The organism is Terrirubrum flagellatum (genome assembly GCF_022059845.1).
GTDB classification, from domain to species: domain Bacteria; phylum Pseudomonadota; class Alphaproteobacteria; order Rhizobiales; family Beijerinckiaceae; genus Terrirubrum; species Terrirubrum flagellatum.
This window is the reverse complement of sequence record NZ_CP091852.1, coordinates 219,941-236,133: the sequence shown is the minus strand read 5'-3', so window position 1 is coordinate 236,133 and position 16,193 is coordinate 219,941. Positions and strand designations below refer to the sequence as shown.

The window sequence follows — 16,193 nt, the reverse complement described above, 5'->3', positions numbered from 1 at the left end:
TGTGGTCGCCTGAGGCCGCTCGCAAGAAAAGAATTGAATTCGCACGAGAGCCAGTTCGGCGACCTCGCCGCGCTCGGCCCGCCAACAAGTTTGCGCAGAAGCGCTGAAATCACTTCTGAGGCCGCGCGCCCATCCCATCGAAGAGAATATCGATGATCTCGGTCGCGATCTCGGCCGGAGTGTCGCGTCCCGGCCGATACCATTCGCGCGTCCAGATCAGCGTTCCCATCAGCATCTGCATCGCCAGCGATGGATTGAGCGAACGCCGCAATTCGCCCTTCTGCCACGCTTCGAGGATCAGGCGACGCCAGAACACGTTGGCTTCCGCGAGATGGACGAAATGTCGATCGCGCACCTCCTGCGGCACCTGATAGAGCACATGGCCGTGCGCGGTGATGAAATCCTTCTGTTCGAGAATCGCCTGCAGGAACGCCACCGCGCCGACGAGAATGCGCTCACGATGGGTCGCGGTCGCGGGAAGCGCGGCGACGCCAGCCTGCACGCTCTCCGAAACATGATGCACGAGCGCGTTCATCATCTCCTCGACGAGATGATCCTTCGTCTCGAAATGATAGTTCAGCGCGGTGACATGGATGTCGACCTCGCGCGCGATGTCGCTGAGCTTGGTGAGCTGATAGCCGTTGCTCGCAAATACTTTTGCGGCGGCCGCGAGAATCTTGCTGCGCGTCGCGCCTGACTTTTTCGAAGGCTTGCGTCCGAGCGCCTTGCGGCTGACGCGCGTGGTCTTGGCGCGGCCGGCGGGAGCTGTAGCCGGGCTGTCGCTCATTCCGCCGCTCCTGCAAGCTTCAAATGTTCTGACGCATCGACAGGCGGCAGAACCTTGCCGGGATTGAGGATGTTCAGGGGATCGAGCGTCGCCTTGATCATGCGCATGACGTCGAGCGCCTCGCCATGCTCGCGGGCGAGAAACTTCGTCTTGCCATGGCCGACGCCATGCTCGCCGGTGCAGGTGCCGCCGAGTTTCAGCGCGCGATTCACAAGCCGATCATTGAGGCCCGTGGCTTCGGCGAGTTCGCGCGGATCATCCGGCTTGATCAGGAACCCCAGATGGAAGTTGCCGTCGCCGACATGGCCGAGGCAGGAGACAGGAAACGAAGCCTTCGCGGTGTCCTCGCGCGTTTCGCGCAAACATTCGCCAAGGCGCGAGATCGGCACGCAGACATCGGTGCCCCAGGCCTTCGCGCCGGGCCTGAGCGCCAGCAGCGCATAATGCATGTTGTGCCGCGCCTGCCAGAGCTTCGCGCGCGCGTCAGCGTCGGTCGACCAGTTGAAGTCGGCGCCGCCATGAGACGCGGAAATCTCGGCGGCGAGGCGCGATTGCTCCTCGACCGAAGCGCGCCCGCCATGAAACTCGAAGAACAAAGTCGGCGCGACTTTCATGTCGATGCCGAAATGCCTGACGAACGCCCCCATCGAGAAATCGTCGAGCAGTTCGATGCGCGCGACCGAGACGCCGGACTGGATGATCTCCATGGTCGCATCGATCGCGCTGCCCACATCGGGAAAGGCGCAGACCGCAGCGGCGATCGTCTCGGGGATTCCCTGCAGCTTGACCGTGATTTCGGTGAACACGCCAAGCGTGCCTTCCGAACCGACGAACAGCCGCGTGAGATCATAGCCCGCGGAAGATTTCCGCGCCCGCGTCGAGGTGCGGATGACGCGCCCGTCGGCGAGCACGACGGTCAGCGCCACGACATTGTCGCGCATGGTTCCATAGCGCACCGCGTTGGTGCCGGAAGCGCGCGTCGCCGCCATGCCGCCGAGCGTCGCGTCGGCGCCGGGATCGACGGGAAAGAAGAGGCCGCGGTCGCGCAGATGCCGGTTCAATTGCATGCGCGTCACGCCGGCCTGCACGGTCGCATCGAGATCGCCGTCATTGACTTCGAGGATCTCGTTCATGCGGGAGAGATCGATGCTCAGCCCGCCATGCAGCGCCGCGACATGTCCTTCAAGCGAGGTGCCGGCGCCAAACGGGATCACGGGAACACGATCCGCGGCGCAGATGCAGACGGCTCGCGACACGTCTTCGGTCGATCGCGCGAACAACACGGCGTCGGGCGGCGCGGTCTCGTGATAGGATTCGTCGCGCCCGTGCTGCTCACGCACCGCGGCCGCGGTGGAGACCTGCTCACCGAATTCGCCCCGCAGCTTTTCGATCCAGTTCCGTTCCATCGCCCAGCCATTCCAACCCTGAGACCCTGCAATGGGCTTCGCCGTCATACAACGCAAATTTCTATTTCGGCCAGAAATTTATCACGCAGGCGGCAGAGGCTATGCTAGCGTCGCTCCATGATCGCCTTCGACCTGACCGGCCTCCGCGCGCTCGTGATCGGCGCCAGCCGCGGCATCGGTTTCGCCATCGCCGACCGCTATGCGGAGGCCGGGGCAGGGGTCGCCATCTGCGCGCGAACGGAGGGGATGCTGGAGGAGGCGAGGGCGCGGATCGCGCGCCACGGTCGGCCTGTTCACGCGATCGCCTGCGACGCGGCGGAGAAGGCGTCGCTCGAAGCCGCTGTGAGCGAAGCCGCAATTGCGCTCGGCGGGCTCGACATCCTCGTGAACAACGCTTCGGGAAAAGCCAGCGGCAACACGGAAGAGGATTGGCAGGCGGTGATCGCGGTCGATCTCATGGCGACGCAGCGCGCCTGCCGCGCCGCGCTTCCCCATCTCGAAAAATCGGATCGCGCGGCGATCATCAACCTGTCCTCACGCTCGGCGCTTCAGCCGTCGCCGCATAGCGAAGCCTATGGCGCGGCCAAAGCCGGCCTCATCCATTTCACGCAGTCGCATGCGGCGCGGCTGGCGCGAAAACGCATCCGCGTGAACTGCATCGCGCCGGGTTCGACCGATTTCCCAGGCGGCTGGTGGGACGGATGCCGGACGGCGAACGCAGAACTCTATCGGCGGACCGAAGCGAGCATTCCCTTCGGCCGTTTCGGGCAGCCCGATGACGTCGCCGACGTCGCGCTTTTTCTCGCGTCGCCCTTCGCGCGATGGATCACCGGCCAGACGATTCTCGTCGATGGCGGACAGACGCTGGCGGTCTGAGCCCGCGGACGCCGGATCAGGCGCTGCTGCTGACGCGCGCTCGCATGACGGCGCCGATGACGCGCTGAAGTTGCGCCTGCGTGAAGGGCTTGGCGAGGCGCAAATGCGCGGCGTCTCCGCCCTCCGGCAATTCCGCATAGCCCGTTGCGAGAACGATTGGCAGCTCGGGCCACTTCGCCGCGATCTCGGCCGCCATCTGGGAGCCGGTCATGCGCGGCATCGCGTGATCGGAAATCACGAGATCGACCTTCTCGCCCCGCCGCAAAAGGTCGAGAGCCTGCGGCCCGGAATTCGCCTCCAACACCGTGTGGCCGAAATCCTCCAGCATCGCCGCCGTGTTCATCAGAACGAGATCATCGTCATCGACAGCCAAGATTCTGAGCGGCCTCACGTTTGCGGGCTCTACTTCTTCCGGCGGCGGCGCCACCGGTTGAGCCGCGCTGGAAACGGGGAGCCAGATTTCGGCCGTCGTGCCTTGACCCAAACGACTTGCGAGAGTGAGCCGCCCGCCGAACTGTTCGGCAAGCCCATGCACCATGGAGAGGCCAAGACCGGTGCCCTTGCCGACGCCCTTCGTCGTGAAGAATGGCTCCATCGCGCGCGAAAGGGTTTCCTCGTCCATGCCCTCGCCGGCGTCGGTGACGGAGATGCAGACATACTCTCCCGGCGTAAGTCTGTGGGGACCGTCTTCACCGGCGGCCTCGGCGCGCACGGCGATAACGAGAGGGCCGCCCTCCGGCATCGCGTCGCGCGCATTGACCGCAAGATTGAGCAGCGCTGTTTCAAGCTGATTGGGATCAGCCCAGACCAAAGGAAGATTGAGGGGGAACCGCGTCTCGATCGTCACTGCGGGACCGATCGAGCGTTGCATCAGGTCGGCCATGCCGCGCACCAGCGCGACGACATCGACGGCCTGTCGCTTCAATTCCTGCCGTCGGGCGAAGGCAAGCATTCGCTGCGTCATCGCAGCGCCGCGACGGGCCGCCAGCACGGCGTTGCGCATCAAAGCGCTCGCCGGCGAAGGATCCGGCACATGCTTTTGGGCCAGTTCGAGACTGCCGAGCACGGCGCTCAGCAGATTGTTGAAGTCGTGCGCGACGCCGCCGGTGAGCTGGCCGATCGCTTCCATCTTCTGCGCCTGAACGAGCGCCTCCCGCGTCCGCTCCAACGCGCGTTCCGATTCCTTACGCTCTGTCAGATCGCGCGTGATCTTGGCGTAGCCAATCAGATCGCCCGACGGTGAACGAATGGGATCGATGACGACATGCGCCCAGAACCGGCTGCCATCCTTTCGCAATCGCCAGCCCTCATTCTCGAAACGACCTTCGGTCCTAGCGATGGTCAGCGCCCGCAGCGGCAGCCCATCGGCGCGATCCTCTTCGGTATAAAAGTTTGAGAAATGGCGGCCGATGATTTCGCTTGCGCAGTAACCCTTGAAGCGCTGGGCGCCGGCGTTCCAGCTCGCAACGCACCCTTCGCTGTCGAGCATGTAGATCGCGTAATCGGTGATGTTCTCAATCAGGACGCGATAGGCGTCCATTCCGTCGAGCGCCCGGCCTCTATTGAGCTGACCCGCGTTCAAACTACCCCTCCAACCAAATCCAATCAAATAGACTATAGCCAGCGAAGAAAACGCATTGACGCGCGACTTGTTCCGGCATGACCGCGAAGGCCATGACTGTAAGACGGCATTTCCCACCGGTGAGCCGCTGAATCGCCTGGCGCCGATTTAACTGATCGACAACCAATGCGCCCAAACATGGCGCACGGCTTGCTTCAAGTCTGGGGTTGAAGCGCTGGGGGAAATTCCAATGGACATCTTCACGATGGTGATTACGGCCTGCGTCGCAGGCACCGCGCCGTGCAGCGAAGCGCGTTTCAGCGAGACCGGCTTCACCTCCGAAGCGGCTTGCGAGGCGGCGGTCGATCGAATTGTTGATTCAATGACCCATCAATTCGCGGCGGACCCGAAGCTGAAAGGCAAGCAGGTCACTTACGACGTCTCATGCATGTCGAAAGCGCAGATGAAGGCGAAGCTCGGCGTCGTTTCGTCCGACATCTGAAAAAGCGGCCCGCGCCTGGGCGGGCCGCAATTGTCGTTATTCGATGATCCGGACGATCTTCCGGCTCGACGGCTCCACCAGAACGGTCTGATCGTTCACGACGCCATAGCGATATTTGGTGACGCCGACATCCGCCGGCAGCGCATAGAACTGGACGCTCGACGGCAAGGTTGCTCCGACTGCGACCTTCTCCTGGATCTTCACGGACGGCCGCTGCTCCTTCATGACGTAGGTCTTCACCTTCGCCGCCTGATCCGTCGTGATCACCGTTTCTGTGGTCGTGGTCTGCGCTGACGCCGCGGCGAGCCCAAGCGTGGTGAATGCTGCGAGCGCTACAAGTCGAAGTTTCATAGGGATTCTCCTTTTCGGGAATATCCCCCCGCCGGGAAATCAGGAGCTGAGAGAAATGTTCCGGCGCTTCAATCTGGAAAAGTGCATAAATTCAGCAGCTTCACGCGCAAGCGTATGGCGGGCCCGTCACGCCTGAGGCGACGCGCCATGGCGGCTATTTTCGCCAGTCGACATGAACCTCGCTTGAATGAGCCGGGCAAAGGGGCCGGCCTATCGATCGTCGCGCAAATCAATGAGTGATTTCGCGCGCGACGCCCTACGCGTCAGAGCCTCGCTTCCGCGAAGCCTCCAATCCCTCCATTCTTTCGCCCTTCCGCAGCGTGAATCTGCTGCGCGAGTTGATGCTGCTTCGCGACGAGATCGACCACTTCGCTCTGGCCTGCGACATGGGACTCGCGCAGCGCGGCGTCTTTTTCCCAGGCGGCGCACATTTTCGCGGCTTCGTCGATGAGATGATCCTTCGAGGATTCATCGAGTTCGCCAAAAGGGCCAAGCTCCCGGTCGAGGGCAAGCCGTTGATGAAGCCGCCGCATCACGTCGGCGTGTTCCGCCAGAAGCCGGTCGCGAAGATCGCGGATCGCGCGACTATCCGTCATCGCCGCGCCCGTGCGCGCCGCTCGCGCGGCGGGCGCCGAAGAATTTGGCGCGTTTCGTTCTGCATGTCTCATCGCGCAATCTTAACGGCGCGAGGAGCGGAAGGGAACAACGCGTCGCCGGGCATGGCGCTTGCTGCGGCGCAGGCGGCGGCGTCGAACAGAATCGGCGCCCATGCGTTATCGCTCGCAGGAGGATCGAAGTGGCGCTTATTCCTATCGAGAACCCGCCGATCGCCACGACGGAGCGAGGCATTGTGTTCCCGATGCTGAACGGGGACCGGCAGCAGCCTTGTCTGATCACGATCGAGGCCCTTCAGGACCTCCGCACCAAATATCACACTGACGCGCTGGAAATATCCGAGGCCGCCGTCTTCATCGCGCGCCGAGCCGAGATCGAACGTCTCGCCAGCCGGAAATTCGACAATGGCGACGTGACGGAAGACGGCCTGGTCGAGGTTCGCGCCCAAGACATTCCGTAACCCGCACGCGCGATAGCGTGGTCGCCCGAAGTGAAGGCGATCAGGGCCGTGTGAAGCGCGGCTGCTGCAACAGCTTCTGCACCTCCTCGAGCAGCATGTAGGTCGCGCGCTGCCCGGTCGCGATCGCCGACAGCGCTTCGATGACGCAAAGCAGCGACTGCTTCAGGGCGTTGTTGAGAGCGACGGAATCATCAATCGCGGCCGCCTCCTGATCGAGAAACATCCGCGCGCTTCTCAGGCTTTGCAACGCCTGCTGTGTTGGCGATGTCATCCAGAATCACTCCATTGCATCAATTGAGCTGCTCAGCGGCGCCTGAGCGAAGCAAGGCGCGCCCGCATCCGGGCAAAGCGCGTGGCCGCGCGTCAGGAGGTCGGCGCAAAGAACTTCTTCACGGCCTCCTTGAGGCGCGGCGGGCATCGCCCGTCCTGATCAATCCGTGGAAACGTGTCGGGAAACCGCCCCATCAGCAGCGCATTGAGCGATGTGAGCACATATTGATGCTTGCCATGATCGCTGTAGAAGACATCGTTTGGCAGCCGCGAGATCCAGCCATCGATCCTTGGCGTGCCATTGGCCTTCTCGAGCGCTTTGATCGCGATCACCAGCGGATCATTGTCGGCGCCGCTGCATGGCGCGCCCGGCGTAACCCGCTTCACCTCATCGATGGAGCGCCCGCCATCTGCGATCAACAAACAGCAGAACTGGATCAGCTCAACGTCATCGGCCTGATTTGGGGAATTCTTGCCGACGCTGCCGGTGACATTCCAGAAGAAGCGCGGCCCCGCAGGCGAGCGCCAGAACATGGGTGATACCAAAACAAGCTCCCGGGCGATTTGGGTGATATCGGCAGCGAACCAGATGATGTCGAATGCGTCGCCTGAGCATGGCGCCGTCGCGATCCCTGGACGCGCGTTGGCCTGACGCGTTTCAGAGTTAGTCCTGCGACGGCGGAGAGGCGCAGCCTTCCCGCGCGCAGACGGGAAGATCGATCGCCTGATAGATGCGGATCCCCTCGTCAAACCGGCCCGCATCGCAAAGGCCACGGGCCTTCAATTGATTCAGCGCCGCGGCGGCAAGTTCGGTCGCGCTCGCCGTCGCGCGCGCCCCGTTATCCTCGATGGCCGTCGTGACATAGACATCAAGGGCGAGACAACTCCTCATTCCTGACGGGATATCCTTCGCCGCCTTCGTGTAGGCGGCGAACAGAACAAGGGCGAAGATACTGAAGAAATAGATCTTCAGGGCGAGATAGCTTTGATCGGGAAGGGTCCGCGAGTTCAACATGTGCAATCCTTGCTGATGCGTGCAAGCCCCTCGCGATGAAGGCGCGGCCGGACGAGAATGATCGCCGGCCGCGCCAGTTTTCGCGGCGCCGGGAGAGGGCGCCGCGCTACGGATTTATTCCGCCACTTCTTCACCGGAGCCGCCAAAGGCGGCCGGAAAATCCTTCAGTTTCGGTAAGCCGTCGCGCATCGGCAGCACGGTCTCGGCATAGTTGACGTGAACCGAAGGCTTGAACTCCAGCGTCGGGATCGTCGCGGTGAAGACGTCGATCAATCCGAGCGGCGGATGATTTGTCATGAGATGACCGCCGCACTTCGCGCAATATTTCCGTTCGCTAAGAAAGGTTTTCTTGAACGTCGACAGATATTCCGAGCCCGCCGCAACCTTGACGGCTTCGGGCCGCCAGAGGCTGAATGCGTTGACGGGGCCGCCTGACCAGGATCGGCACGAGCTGCAATGGCAATAGCCCATCGCTTCGGGCTCGCCAGCGACTTCGACTTCAACTGCGCCGCAGAAGCAGCGTCCTGTATGGTTCATGTTGGTTCGCTCTGTTTCAAGATCGGCGAACCTGATGATGGGGCATGCAGCGCGCATCGGGAGCGGCTCCCCATATTTCGCGCCCTGTTCCCTATCTCTGCGCCTCAGCGCGCGCGTGACGTCTCCAATCCCTTGATTTTATGTGAGGCGCGATCACGCTGGTCGCCCGCGCGCTGTTCAGCGAGTTCGAGCGCTGTGCGCCAGCGCACAATGCGCGCATTCACGCCGTCGCCATCGAAGGTGGGGATGGGTCATGCAAGCCAGATGCGGAAGAGTCTCGGGCTCCGATTCTCGGACGCATCGACCTCGGGAATTCAAAATCGAAAATGGCGCTGCTGGAACGTGACATTTCGCTCAAGACGCTGGGCGCCGCTCTTGAATCGGCGATCGGAGGCGTCGGGCAGACGATCCTCGTGAGCGGCGAAGCCGGCATCGGCAAGACGTCGCTTATCGATCACTTTGTCGTGAAGGCGCGTGAACGCTGCCGCGTCATACGCGCGCATTGCGACTCGCTGTTCACGCCCGCGCCGCTTGCGCCGCTCCACGACATCGCAGATCAGCTCGACAAGGCGCTGCGCGATCAGCTTTCCCGGGATATTTCGCGATCAGCCATCTTCGCCTCGGTCATGGCGATCCTTCGGTCCCTCTCCGGCGCAATTCTCATTTTCGAGGACATTCATTGGGCCGACGAGGCGACGCTCGATCTCATTCGATATCTCAGTCGTCGCATCGATCAATGCTCGATCCTGCTCATCCTGACCTACAGAGATGATGAGCTGGGGTGCAGCCGCCCGCTGCGAATTCTGCTTGGCGATTTCGCCGCCTGTCGCACCACGGTGCGAATAAGGCCTGAGCGATTGTCGCTGCGCGCGGTTAAGCAGCTTGCCGGCGACGCGTCGCGCGATTGCGAGTTGATTCATCGCCAAAGCTCCGGAAATCCTTTTTATGTCGCTGAACTGCTTCGCCACGAAGGGCAGGGGCTTCCGCCGACGGTGCATGAATCCGTGCTGGCGCGCGTCGCCCGCCTCAGCGCAGGCGCGCGACAGGCGCTCGAAATGGCCGCGGTGCTTGGGAGCCGCGTGGATCTCGCGCTGCTTGAGCGGGCGATCGCAACCGCGACAGAAGACATTTGCGAATGCGAAGCGCGCGGCCTGACGGAATCCGTCGGCCGCCAGGTCTCGTTCCGCCACGAGCTGATACGCGACGCCGTGCTTGCGAGCCTCGATCCCGGCCGTCGGCGCGAGCATCACCGCAAGGCGCTCGCCATCCTGTCGAATACAAGCTCGAGCCAGAGCGACCTTTCGCGGCTGGCTTACTTCGCCGATCAGGCCGGAGATGCCGATGCGCTCGTCGCTTACGGAACCGCGGCGGCGCAAATGTCTGCGAAAGCGGGCGCGCATCGGGCCGCGGCGGCGCTCTGTCGGAAAGTGTTGGACGCCACGGACTCGCTTGAGCCTGAGGCGAAGGCCGAGATGCTGAACGCCTACGCCGAGGAGAGCTCCATCATCGATGAGCTCGACCAAGCGAATGAAGCGCGACGTGAAGCTGTCGAACTTTGGCTGCGACAGGGAGAAATGTTGCGCGCGGGCGAAACGCTGGCGGCGTCGGCGTGGCCGCTGGCGCGCAGCGGCCGGAATGCGGAAGCGGACCAGGCCAGCCTTCGCGCCATCGAGATGCTGGAGAAGCTTCCCGCCGGGTCTCAACTCGCATCGGCCTACCAGATTCAGGCTCATCTCCGGATGATGGATCGGGACATTCCGGCCGCGGTGAGCTGGGGCGAGAAAGCGGTTGCGCTCGCATCGCAGTTTCACGACTCAAGAACCGTGTCGGCCGCCGAACTCGTGGTCGGATCAGCCCTTCTTGTCGGCGGCGACGCGCGCGGCCGGGCGCATCTCGACAGCAGCATGCGACTCGCGAAATCCGAAGGGCTCGATGCGCTCGTCGGCATCATCTATTCCAATCTTGGCGCGAGTTACGGCGAACAATATCAGTTCGAGGAGGCCGAGCGGCATCTGCTGGACGGTCTCAAATATGCGAATGATCGCGATCTCGATCACGCCACGCATTATCAGACCGCGTGGCTCGCGCTGGTCCGCTTCTATCAGGGGCGCTGGCGGGAGGCGGCCGAACTCGCGGAATCCGTCGTGCAGCGGCCAAGCGCCACGATCAGCAGGATCGTCGCCTGGATCGCGCTCGGACGCATCTGGTCGCGGCAGGGAGCGCCGGGCGCCGCAAGCGCGCTCAACGCGGCGCTTGAACTCGCATCACAGAGCAACAGCTTGCAGCGGCTTGCGCCAGCGAGGTCCGCGCGCGCCGAGGCCGCCTGGTTCGCCGGCGACGACGCGCAGGCGATCGAGGAGGCGCGTTCAATCTACGATCTCGCAGAAGCTCGCCAGCAATCCTGGCATGTCGGAGAGCTTGCCTACTGGCTCTGGAAGGCGGGGAGGGCGGTCAAGCCCCCGGCCTGCTGCGCCGCTCCGTTCGCCCTGCAGATCAGGGGCGAATGGCGCGAAGCCGCGAAAGCATGGGAGCGGATGGGCTGCCCGTATGAGCATGCGCGCGCGCTGTCGGAGGGAGATTCCAGAGCAAAATTCGCAGCGCTTGATATTTTCGACCGGCTGGGAGCGGAGCCTGCCGCTGCGAATTTGCGCAGGCGGATGCGGGGCGATGGCGTCCAGCGAATTCCGCGCGGCCCGCGCAGCGTCAATCGCGGGAGCCCGCACAGTCTCACGCAGCGCGAACTTCAAATCCTCGGCCTGCTTCAACCGGGCATGACGAACATGCAGATCGCGGACGCGCTGCGCATCTCGCCGAAGACGGTTGATCATCACGTCTCCTCCATCCTGTCCAAGATGGGCGTGAGTTCGCGCATGCAGGCGGCCTCGAAGGCGCTGGAGGAGCAGATCGTCGCTGCTGAATAGCGCGTGCGCGCAATCCAACGACGACATGATCAGAGGGATGCGCGTCTGGAATGCTCGATCGCGCGCGCGAGAATAGCGAACAATTTCGGATCGCCGCATTGCGCCACGTTGAAGCGCATGAACTCCGCTGCGGATTGCGACGCGCTGTAGACGTTGCCCGGCGCGAGCACGACGTTCTCGGTCCGCGCGCGGCGCGCGACTGCTGCGGAGTCGGCGCCTTCGGGAAGGCGGCACCAGAGGTTGAAGCCGCCGCGCGGCCTGAGCCAGGGTTCGATTCCGACGCGCTGCAGTTTCTCGATCGTCAGGCGTTGCGCGCGAGCGAGGCGCCTACGCAGCTCCTCCATATGCTTGCGATAGCCGCCGCTTGAGAGAACATTTGCGATCAGCTCGGTGGCGATCGGGCTCGGCCCACCGAAATTGGTCGCGACCTGAAGGTTGACGAGATCCTCGATCCAGTCCGGCCGTGCGGCGATATAGCCGCAGCGCGCCGAGCCGGACAGCGTCTTTGAAAAGCTGCCGATGCGGATGACGCGGTGGAGGCCATCGAGCGCGGCCAGCCGCGGCGAAGGCTCCGGTTCGAAATCGCCGAAGATGTCATCCTCGACAATGATGAGGTCATGAGCCGCCGCCGCGTTCAGCACGCGATGCGCGGCATGCGCCGAGAGCGTTGCGCCTGTCGGATTGTGAAGCGCCGAATTGGTGACATAAAGGCGCGGCCGCTCGGCGGCGAGAACGGCCTCGAAAGCCGCGATGTCGGGGCCCGACGGCGTGTAGGGCGCGCTGACGATCTTCACCTGATGGGCGCGGAGCAGGGCTCTGAAATTGAAATAGCAGGGATCGTCGACAAGCACGGTGTCGCCGGGGCGCAGCAGGAAACGGCAGATGAGGTCGACTGCTTGCGTGCCCGAACTCGTCAGCATGAGTTGGGCGGACGACGTCTCGATTCCTTCCTCGACGAAGCGCGCCATCAAAACGCGGCGAAGCGAAGTTGCACCACGCGTGCCGCCATAGTCGGTCAACACGGCGTCATCAGCGCGAGCGAGAGCGCGGGCGGCGCGGCGCAGCGCATCGGTCGGCATCCAGTTCGCCGGGAGCCAGCCGCAACCAGGTTTCAGAGTCGATGCGTCGGCGTCGAGCGACTCGCGCGACACCCAGAGCGGATCGACAGCACGATCCAGCGGCGGCCGATCTTCCGCCAGCGCGAGCGGCGGCAAGGCCATCGCCGACACATAGAAGCCGGAGCCGCGCCGCGCCCGGATCAAACCTTCAGCCACGAGGCGATCATAGGCGTCCACCACAGTGGAGGGCGAAACGCCCATGGCGATGGCGAATTGGCGGATCGAAGGCAGCCGATCGTCCGCGGCGAGCGCGCGACTCGCGATCCTGGCGCGGATCGCATTCATGACGTTGCCGGTCGCCCTGCCGCTCTGGTCCATCAACCCTACGCCTCAAACTGTATGGCTTTCTTGGCCCATACAGTATGGCGTAATTGTATTGATCCGTGGCTGCCTTGGCTACGCGCCGCCCGCTATCCCTACAGGCGGAAAGCGAGGCGCGATGAATGATGTGAAGCTGTCGGTCGACGGATGGGGCAACGGCCTGCTCGGCGTCATCATCTTCAGCGGCTCGCTGCCGGCGACGCGCGTCGCGGTCGCCGGATTTTCGCCCCTGTTCCTGACATCGGCGCGCGCCTTCATCGCTGCGCTTCTCGGAGTCGCGCTGCTTGCGCTGTTTCGACAGGCGCGGCCCGACCGCAGCGATCTCGCATCCCTCGCTATCGTCGCGATCGGGGTGGTGATCGGATTTCCGTTGCTGACGGCGCTCGCCCTTCAGCACATCACCTCGGCGCATTCGATCGTCTTCGTCGGCCTCCTGCCGCTCGCCACCGCGATCTTCGCCGTCATTCGTGGCGGAGAGCGGCCGAAACCATTGTTCTGGCTGTTTTCGAGTCTTGGCAGCGCGACGGTCGCGGCCTTCGCGCTTTCCAACGATGGCGTCACGTCGATCACGGGCGATCTCCTGATGATCGCCGCCATTATTCTCTGCGGGCTCGGCTACGCCGAAGGCGCCAAGCTTTCACGACGACTCGGCGGCTGGCAGGTGATTTCCTGGGCGCTGGTTCTTGCATCGCCGCTGATGCTGCTTCTGACGATCGCGACATTCCCGCCCTCATGGCAGGGGATCGGCTCTCCCGCATGGATCGGGCTGGCCTATGTCTCGATCTTCAGCATGCTCGTCGGCTTTGTGTTCTGGTATCGCGGTCTTGCGATTGGCGGCATCGCCAGCGTCGGCCAGTTGCAATTGCTGCAGCCGTTTTTTGGTCTCGCGCTCGCCGGCCTGCTGCTCCATGAGCCTGTCGCGTGGACCATGATCGCCGCGACGGGCCTCATTGTCGTCTGCGTCGCATTCGCGCGACGTTTCGCCTGATCGGTTCGCATTTCAGCCGAGCCGGCCGCCATATTCGCATAACCTGCCTTATGGAACTTCCGCACGCGTTTCCGGCGGGCGGCGGGATCATATTTGCTGACGCAGCGCGGGCCGGATCCTACGTGGTGGTACGGATTCCGACGCCTGTCGCGTTCGGTTAAAGGGACGCTCACGTTCCGGTCTGGGGACCTCTTTACCGAGCGTGGGGGGACCGCCGCCTCAGCACCCTGAGGCGGCGGCTTTCTTTTCTCACGCCTTGTAGTGATCGTCGATCATCTTCTGCTCGGCTTCCGCCATCTGCTTCACGGCGGCCAGCGGATCCTGATTCTGCAGGAGGATGCGGTCGAGCATATCCTGGAAGAGCTGGCCCTGCGCTTCCTCCGAGACGAAGTCGGTGGTGAAAGCGACGTTGAGGCCCGACAGCATCGGGCCGCTGAGCGGATCGGACAGGTTCTTCGGCGTGAGAGCGGAAGCCTTCTTCGCCGGCAGTTCGCCCGTCTTGTCGAACCAGAGCTGCATCGCCGCGTCGCTGGTGACGAAGGCGAGGAATTTCAGCGCCGCCTCTTTCTTCGCGCCGGTGGCGTTCGCCGCGAGGCCATTCACCCAATAGGACGAATAATTGCCCGCGACGCCCTTGTGCGTCGGCAATTCCGCGACGCCCCATTCAAATCCGCGCGCGGCGCGGAAGGTGCCGAGGCGGAATGAGCCGTCGATATGCTGCGCGGCGCGGCCGGCGCGGAACGCAGCCTGTCCCTCCGAGAGGAAGCCAGCCTGCGCCACCTTATGCTTGCGCTGGAGATCAGTGTACCAGGCGATCGCCGACGCGCCCGCGTCATTGTCGTAGGTCACCTTGCGAAAATCGTCGGTGTAGGGCTTCGCGCCATGCTGGCGGATCAGCACCTCGCGCCACCAGTGATAATCCTGACCCGGCACGCCGATCGTCGCGCCAGCCTGCGTGAGGTTGCCGCCGCCATCGCGCTTCGCCGTCGCCAGCGCATATTTCACATAATCATCGAGCGTGCCGGCCGGCTTCTCGCCGAGATTGGCCTCCTTCATGAGGCGCTTGTTGTAGAACATGCCGAGGCTGCGCACCGCGGTCGGCAGCGCCCAATAGCCCTCGGAATTCTTCATCATCTTGACCACGTCGAAATATTCGCGATCGACATCAGCCGTCTTGAACATGTCCGAAGGCAGGGGCTGAATGAGCTTCGCCTTCGCATATTCGCGCATCCAGCCGAAGAAAAGCTGCAGCACGGTCGGCCCCTCGCCCGCGGGAACCGCCGCCGCCGTCTTGGTGCGATACTGCGCATAGGGGAAATGCGTGTGCTTGACGGTGACGCCGGGATTGGCCGCCTGGAACTGCTTGATCAGCTCGTCCATCGCCTCGACGCGTTCCTTGAAGAAATACTGCCAATATTCGATTTCGACGGCCTGCGCGCGCAGCACAGACGGCGCGGCGACAGTGAAACCTGCGGCGGTCGCGCCAGCAGCGAAAGCGCGGCGACTGAGCTTTATTGACGTGCTATCTTTAGCCATAACCTTCTCCCTTATGCTTTGGCTGATGACAGGCGACCGGAGCGCTTCGCGCCGTCGCGGGACTGCGGAATGATGTGATGAAGCGCGTGGAATTGAAGAACGCCACGGTGTTCCGGCTGATCGACGCATCGCCGCCGCCGGCCGACTGGGCTTACGCCTTCGCGGCGCATGCAGCCGAAATCGACGCGACGGCGCGCAGGCGCTGGGCGCCGGACGGGCTGTTCCATACGAATTTCAGCGCCCACGCGATCGTCAGTGAAGGAACAGTTGCGTTGATCGACGCCGGTCTCGGGCCTGAGCCCAGCGCCTATTTCAACGGGCTGCGCGGCCGCCTCGATCAGGAGCTGTCGGCCGCATCGCTGACGCCCGACATGGTGAGCTGCGTGATGTTCACGCATCTCCATCTCGATCATGTCGGCTGGGCGAGCCGCGACGGACAACCCTGCTTTCCCAATGCGCGCTACGTCATTCCCAAGGCCGAACTCGCGCATTGGAAAAGCCGCGGCGCGGAGGCGGCCCTGCCGCACCATGTCGCCGCCTTCGAACGACATATCGCGCCATTGCTTGCGCGCGGCCTCGTCGATGAGCGTGGCGACGGCGAGCGCGCGCCCGGCGCCATCCCCCTCGCCTACCGCCTGCTGCCTGGCCATACAGCCGGCCACTCCGCCGTGATGCTTGAAGGCGGCGATGCGCCTCTCGTTATCGCTGGCGACTCCTGGCACAGCCCCGCCCAGATCGAGCGGCTGGACTGGAGCCACAGGGCCGACCACGATCCCGAGGCGGCTGTCAGTTCGCGCATGCGTCTGGCGCAATGGGCCTCGGGCACGAATGCGCTCATCGCGGCCGGTCACTTCCCTGAGGACGCGGGCTTCGGCCACGTTGAAGCTCGCAGCGAAGGTGGGTTCGTCTGGCGGCCATTGCGATAGTCG

Annotated in this window: 17 protein-coding genes; 6 read left to right on the top strand and 11 right to left on the bottom strand. The window is 63.6% G+C overall.

The window, feature by feature from the left end; all coding sequences use genetic code 11:
• Window positions 1-109: 109 nt before the first annotated feature.
• Window positions 110-787 (bottom strand): TetR/AcrR family transcriptional regulator, encoded by a 678-nt coding sequence (locus L8F45_RS27635; RefSeq protein WP_342363613.1) that lies wholly within the window; start codon window positions 785-787, stop codon window positions 110-112.
• A complete protein-coding gene (locus L8F45_RS27630; protein ID WP_342363612.1) occupies window positions 784-2,193 on the bottom strand; it encodes an FAD-binding oxidoreductase in 1,410 nt (469 codons plus the stop codon). The genes L8F45_RS27635 and L8F45_RS27630 overlap by 4 nt, the downstream gene beginning before the upstream one ends.
• Window positions 2,194-2,310: 117 nt before the next feature.
• On the opposite strand from L8F45_RS27630, the gene L8F45_RS27625 reads away from it, so the two are divergent.
• Window positions 2,311-3,069, top strand: a complete 759-nt coding sequence (locus tag L8F45_RS27625) for an SDR family NAD(P)-dependent oxidoreductase (RefSeq protein ID WP_342363611.1) — start codon at window positions 2,311-2,313, stop codon at window positions 3,067-3,069.
• Window positions 3,070-3,085: 16 nt separating this feature from the next.
• Here the strand turns inward: L8F45_RS27625 and L8F45_RS27620 are convergent, their stop codons facing one another.
• Window positions 3,086-4,609: a PAS domain-containing sensor histidine kinase gene (locus L8F45_RS27620; RefSeq protein WP_342363965.1), complete on the bottom strand. Its 1,524-nt coding sequence runs from the start codon at window positions 4,607-4,609 to the stop codon at window positions 3,086-3,088.
• 271 nt (window positions 4,610-4,880) lie between these two features.
• On the opposite strand from L8F45_RS27620, the gene L8F45_RS27615 reads away from it, so the two are divergent.
• Window positions 4,881-5,132, top strand: a complete 252-nt coding sequence (locus L8F45_RS27615; protein WP_342363610.1) for a hypothetical protein — start codon at window positions 4,881-4,883, stop codon at window positions 5,130-5,132.
• 36 nt (window positions 5,133-5,168) lie between these two features.
• On the opposite strand, the gene L8F45_RS27610 is transcribed toward L8F45_RS27615, so the two are convergent.
• Complete coding sequence (locus L8F45_RS27610) at window positions 5,169-5,483, bottom strand: DUF1236 domain-containing protein (protein WP_342363609.1); 315 nt, start codon at window positions 5,481-5,483, stop codon at window positions 5,169-5,171.
• A gap of 263 nt (window positions 5,484-5,746) precedes the next feature.
• Window positions 5,747-6,079, bottom strand: coding sequence for a hypothetical protein (locus tag L8F45_RS27605; protein ID WP_342363608.1), 333 nt, complete (start codon window positions 6,077-6,079; stop codon window positions 5,747-5,749).
• A gap of 200 nt (window positions 6,080-6,279) precedes the next feature.
• Here L8F45_RS27605 and L8F45_RS27600 point away from each other — a divergent pair, with 200 nt between their 5' ends.
• Window positions 6,280-6,558 carry a DUF1488 family protein gene (locus L8F45_RS27600; RefSeq protein ID WP_342363607.1) on the top strand — a complete coding sequence of 93 codons (279 nt, stop codon included), beginning with the start codon at window positions 6,280-6,282 and terminating at the stop codon, window positions 6,556-6,558.
• Between the two features lie 40 nt (window positions 6,559-6,598).
• Here the strand turns inward: L8F45_RS27600 and L8F45_RS27595 are convergent, their stop codons facing one another.
• The 4 genes from L8F45_RS27595 to L8F45_RS27580 all read right to left on the bottom strand — a co-directional run bounded on the left by L8F45_RS27595 (window position 6,599) and on the right by L8F45_RS27580 (window position 8,380).
• Window positions 6,599-6,829, bottom strand: a complete 231-nt coding sequence (locus L8F45_RS27595) for a hypothetical protein (protein WP_342363606.1) — start codon at window positions 6,827-6,829, stop codon at window positions 6,599-6,601.
• 92 nt (window positions 6,830-6,921) lie between these two features.
• Window positions 6,922-7,374: a hypothetical protein gene (locus tag L8F45_RS27590; RefSeq protein WP_342363605.1), complete on the bottom strand. Its 453-nt coding sequence runs from the start codon at window positions 7,372-7,374 to the stop codon at window positions 6,922-6,924.
• 118 nt (window positions 7,375-7,492) lie between these two features.
• A complete protein-coding gene (locus tag L8F45_RS27585; RefSeq protein ID WP_342363604.1) occupies window positions 7,493-7,843 on the bottom strand; it encodes a hypothetical protein in 351 nt (116 codons plus the stop codon).
• Window positions 7,844-7,957: 114 nt separating this feature from the next.
• Entirely contained in the window at window positions 7,958-8,380 is a 423-nt protein-coding gene (locus L8F45_RS27580; RefSeq protein ID WP_342363603.1) for a GFA family protein, read from the bottom strand.
• A gap of 326 nt (window positions 8,381-8,706) precedes the next feature.
• On the opposite strand from L8F45_RS27580, the gene L8F45_RS27575 reads away from it, so the two are divergent.
• Window positions 8,707-11,301, top strand: a complete 2,595-nt coding sequence (locus tag L8F45_RS27575; RefSeq protein WP_342363602.1) for a helix-turn-helix transcriptional regulator — start codon at window positions 8,707-8,709, stop codon at window positions 11,299-11,301.
• Window positions 11,302-11,330: 29 nt separating this feature from the next.
• On the opposite strand, the gene L8F45_RS27570 is transcribed toward L8F45_RS27575, so the two are convergent.
• The gene (locus L8F45_RS27570; RefSeq protein WP_342363601.1) at window positions 11,331-12,737 is read right to left on the bottom strand and encodes an aminotransferase-like domain-containing protein; all 1,407 of its coding nucleotides are present in this window, start codon (window positions 12,735-12,737) and stop codon (window positions 11,331-11,333) included.
• A 121-nt stretch (window positions 12,738-12,858) separates the two neighbouring features.
• Here L8F45_RS27570 and L8F45_RS27565 point away from each other — a divergent pair, with 121 nt between their 5' ends.
• Complete coding sequence (locus tag L8F45_RS27565; RefSeq protein WP_342363600.1) at window positions 12,859-13,728, top strand: DMT family transporter; 870 nt, start codon at window positions 12,859-12,861, stop codon at window positions 13,726-13,728.
• Window positions 13,729-13,977: 249 nt separating this feature from the next.
• On the opposite strand, the gene L8F45_RS27560 is transcribed toward L8F45_RS27565, so the two are convergent.
• Window positions 13,978-15,264, bottom strand: a complete 1,287-nt coding sequence (locus L8F45_RS27560; protein ID WP_342363599.1) for an extracellular solute-binding protein — start codon at window positions 15,262-15,264, stop codon at window positions 13,978-13,980.
• 77 nt (window positions 15,265-15,341) lie between these two features.
• Between L8F45_RS27560 and L8F45_RS27555 the strand changes: the two genes are divergently transcribed.
• Window positions 15,342-16,190 (top strand): MBL fold metallo-hydrolase, encoded by an 849-nt coding sequence (locus tag L8F45_RS27555; RefSeq protein WP_342363598.1) that lies wholly within the window; start codon window positions 15,342-15,344, stop codon window positions 16,188-16,190.
• Window positions 16,191-16,193: the final 3 nt, after the last annotated feature.

Excerpts from the sequence above, each read along its gene's own strand:
- L8F45_RS27580 (WP_342363603.1), bottom strand. The coding sequence starts at position 8,380 with ATGAACCATACAGGACGCTGCTTCTGCGGCGCAGTTGAAGTCGAAGTC.
- L8F45_RS27575 (WP_342363602.1), top strand. The coding sequence starts at position 8,707 with ATGGCGCTGCTGGAACGTGACATTTCGCTCAAGACGCTGGGCGCCGCT.
- L8F45_RS27635 (WP_342363613.1), bottom strand. The coding sequence starts at position 787 with ATGAGCGACAGCCCGGCTACAGCTCCCGCCGGCCGCGCCAAGACCACG.
- L8F45_RS27605 (WP_342363608.1), bottom strand. The coding sequence starts at position 6,079 with ATGACGGATAGTCGCGCGATCCGCGATCTTCGCGACCGGCTTCTGGCG.
- L8F45_RS27565 (WP_342363600.1), top strand. The coding sequence starts at position 12,859 with ATGAATGATGTGAAGCTGTCGGTCGACGGATGGGGCAACGGCCTGCTC.
- L8F45_RS27555 (WP_342363598.1), top strand. The coding sequence starts at position 15,342 with ATGAAGCGCGTGGAATTGAAGAACGCCACGGTGTTCCGGCTGATCGAC.
- L8F45_RS27615 (WP_342363610.1), top strand. The coding sequence starts at position 4,881 with ATGGACATCTTCACGATGGTGATTACGGCCTGCGTCGCAGGCACCGCG.
- L8F45_RS27595 (WP_342363606.1), bottom strand. The coding sequence starts at position 6,829 with ATGACATCGCCAACACAGCAGGCGTTGCAAAGCCTGAGAAGCGCGCGG.
- L8F45_RS27570 (WP_342363601.1), bottom strand. The coding sequence starts at position 12,737 with ATGGACCAGAGCGGCAGGGCGACCGGCAACGTCATGAATGCGATCCGC.
- L8F45_RS27630 (WP_342363612.1), bottom strand. The coding sequence starts at position 2,193 with ATGGAACGGAACTGGATCGAAAAGCTGCGGGGCGAATTCGGTGAGCAG.
- L8F45_RS27620 (WP_342363965.1), bottom strand. The coding sequence starts at position 4,609 with ATGGACGCCTATCGCGTCCTGATTGAGAACATCACCGATTACGCGATC.
- L8F45_RS27585 (WP_342363604.1), bottom strand. The coding sequence starts at position 7,843 with ATGTTGAACTCGCGGACCCTTCCCGATCAAAGCTATCTCGCCCTGAAG.
- L8F45_RS27625 (WP_342363611.1), top strand. The coding sequence starts at position 2,311 with ATGATCGCCTTCGACCTGACCGGCCTCCGCGCGCTCGTGATCGGCGCC.
- L8F45_RS27560 (WP_342363599.1), bottom strand. The coding sequence starts at position 15,264 with ATGGCTAAAGATAGCACGTCAATAAAGCTCAGTCGCCGCGCTTTCGCT.
- L8F45_RS27610 (WP_342363609.1), bottom strand. The coding sequence starts at position 5,483 with ATGAAACTTCGACTTGTAGCGCTCGCAGCATTCACCACGCTTGGGCTC.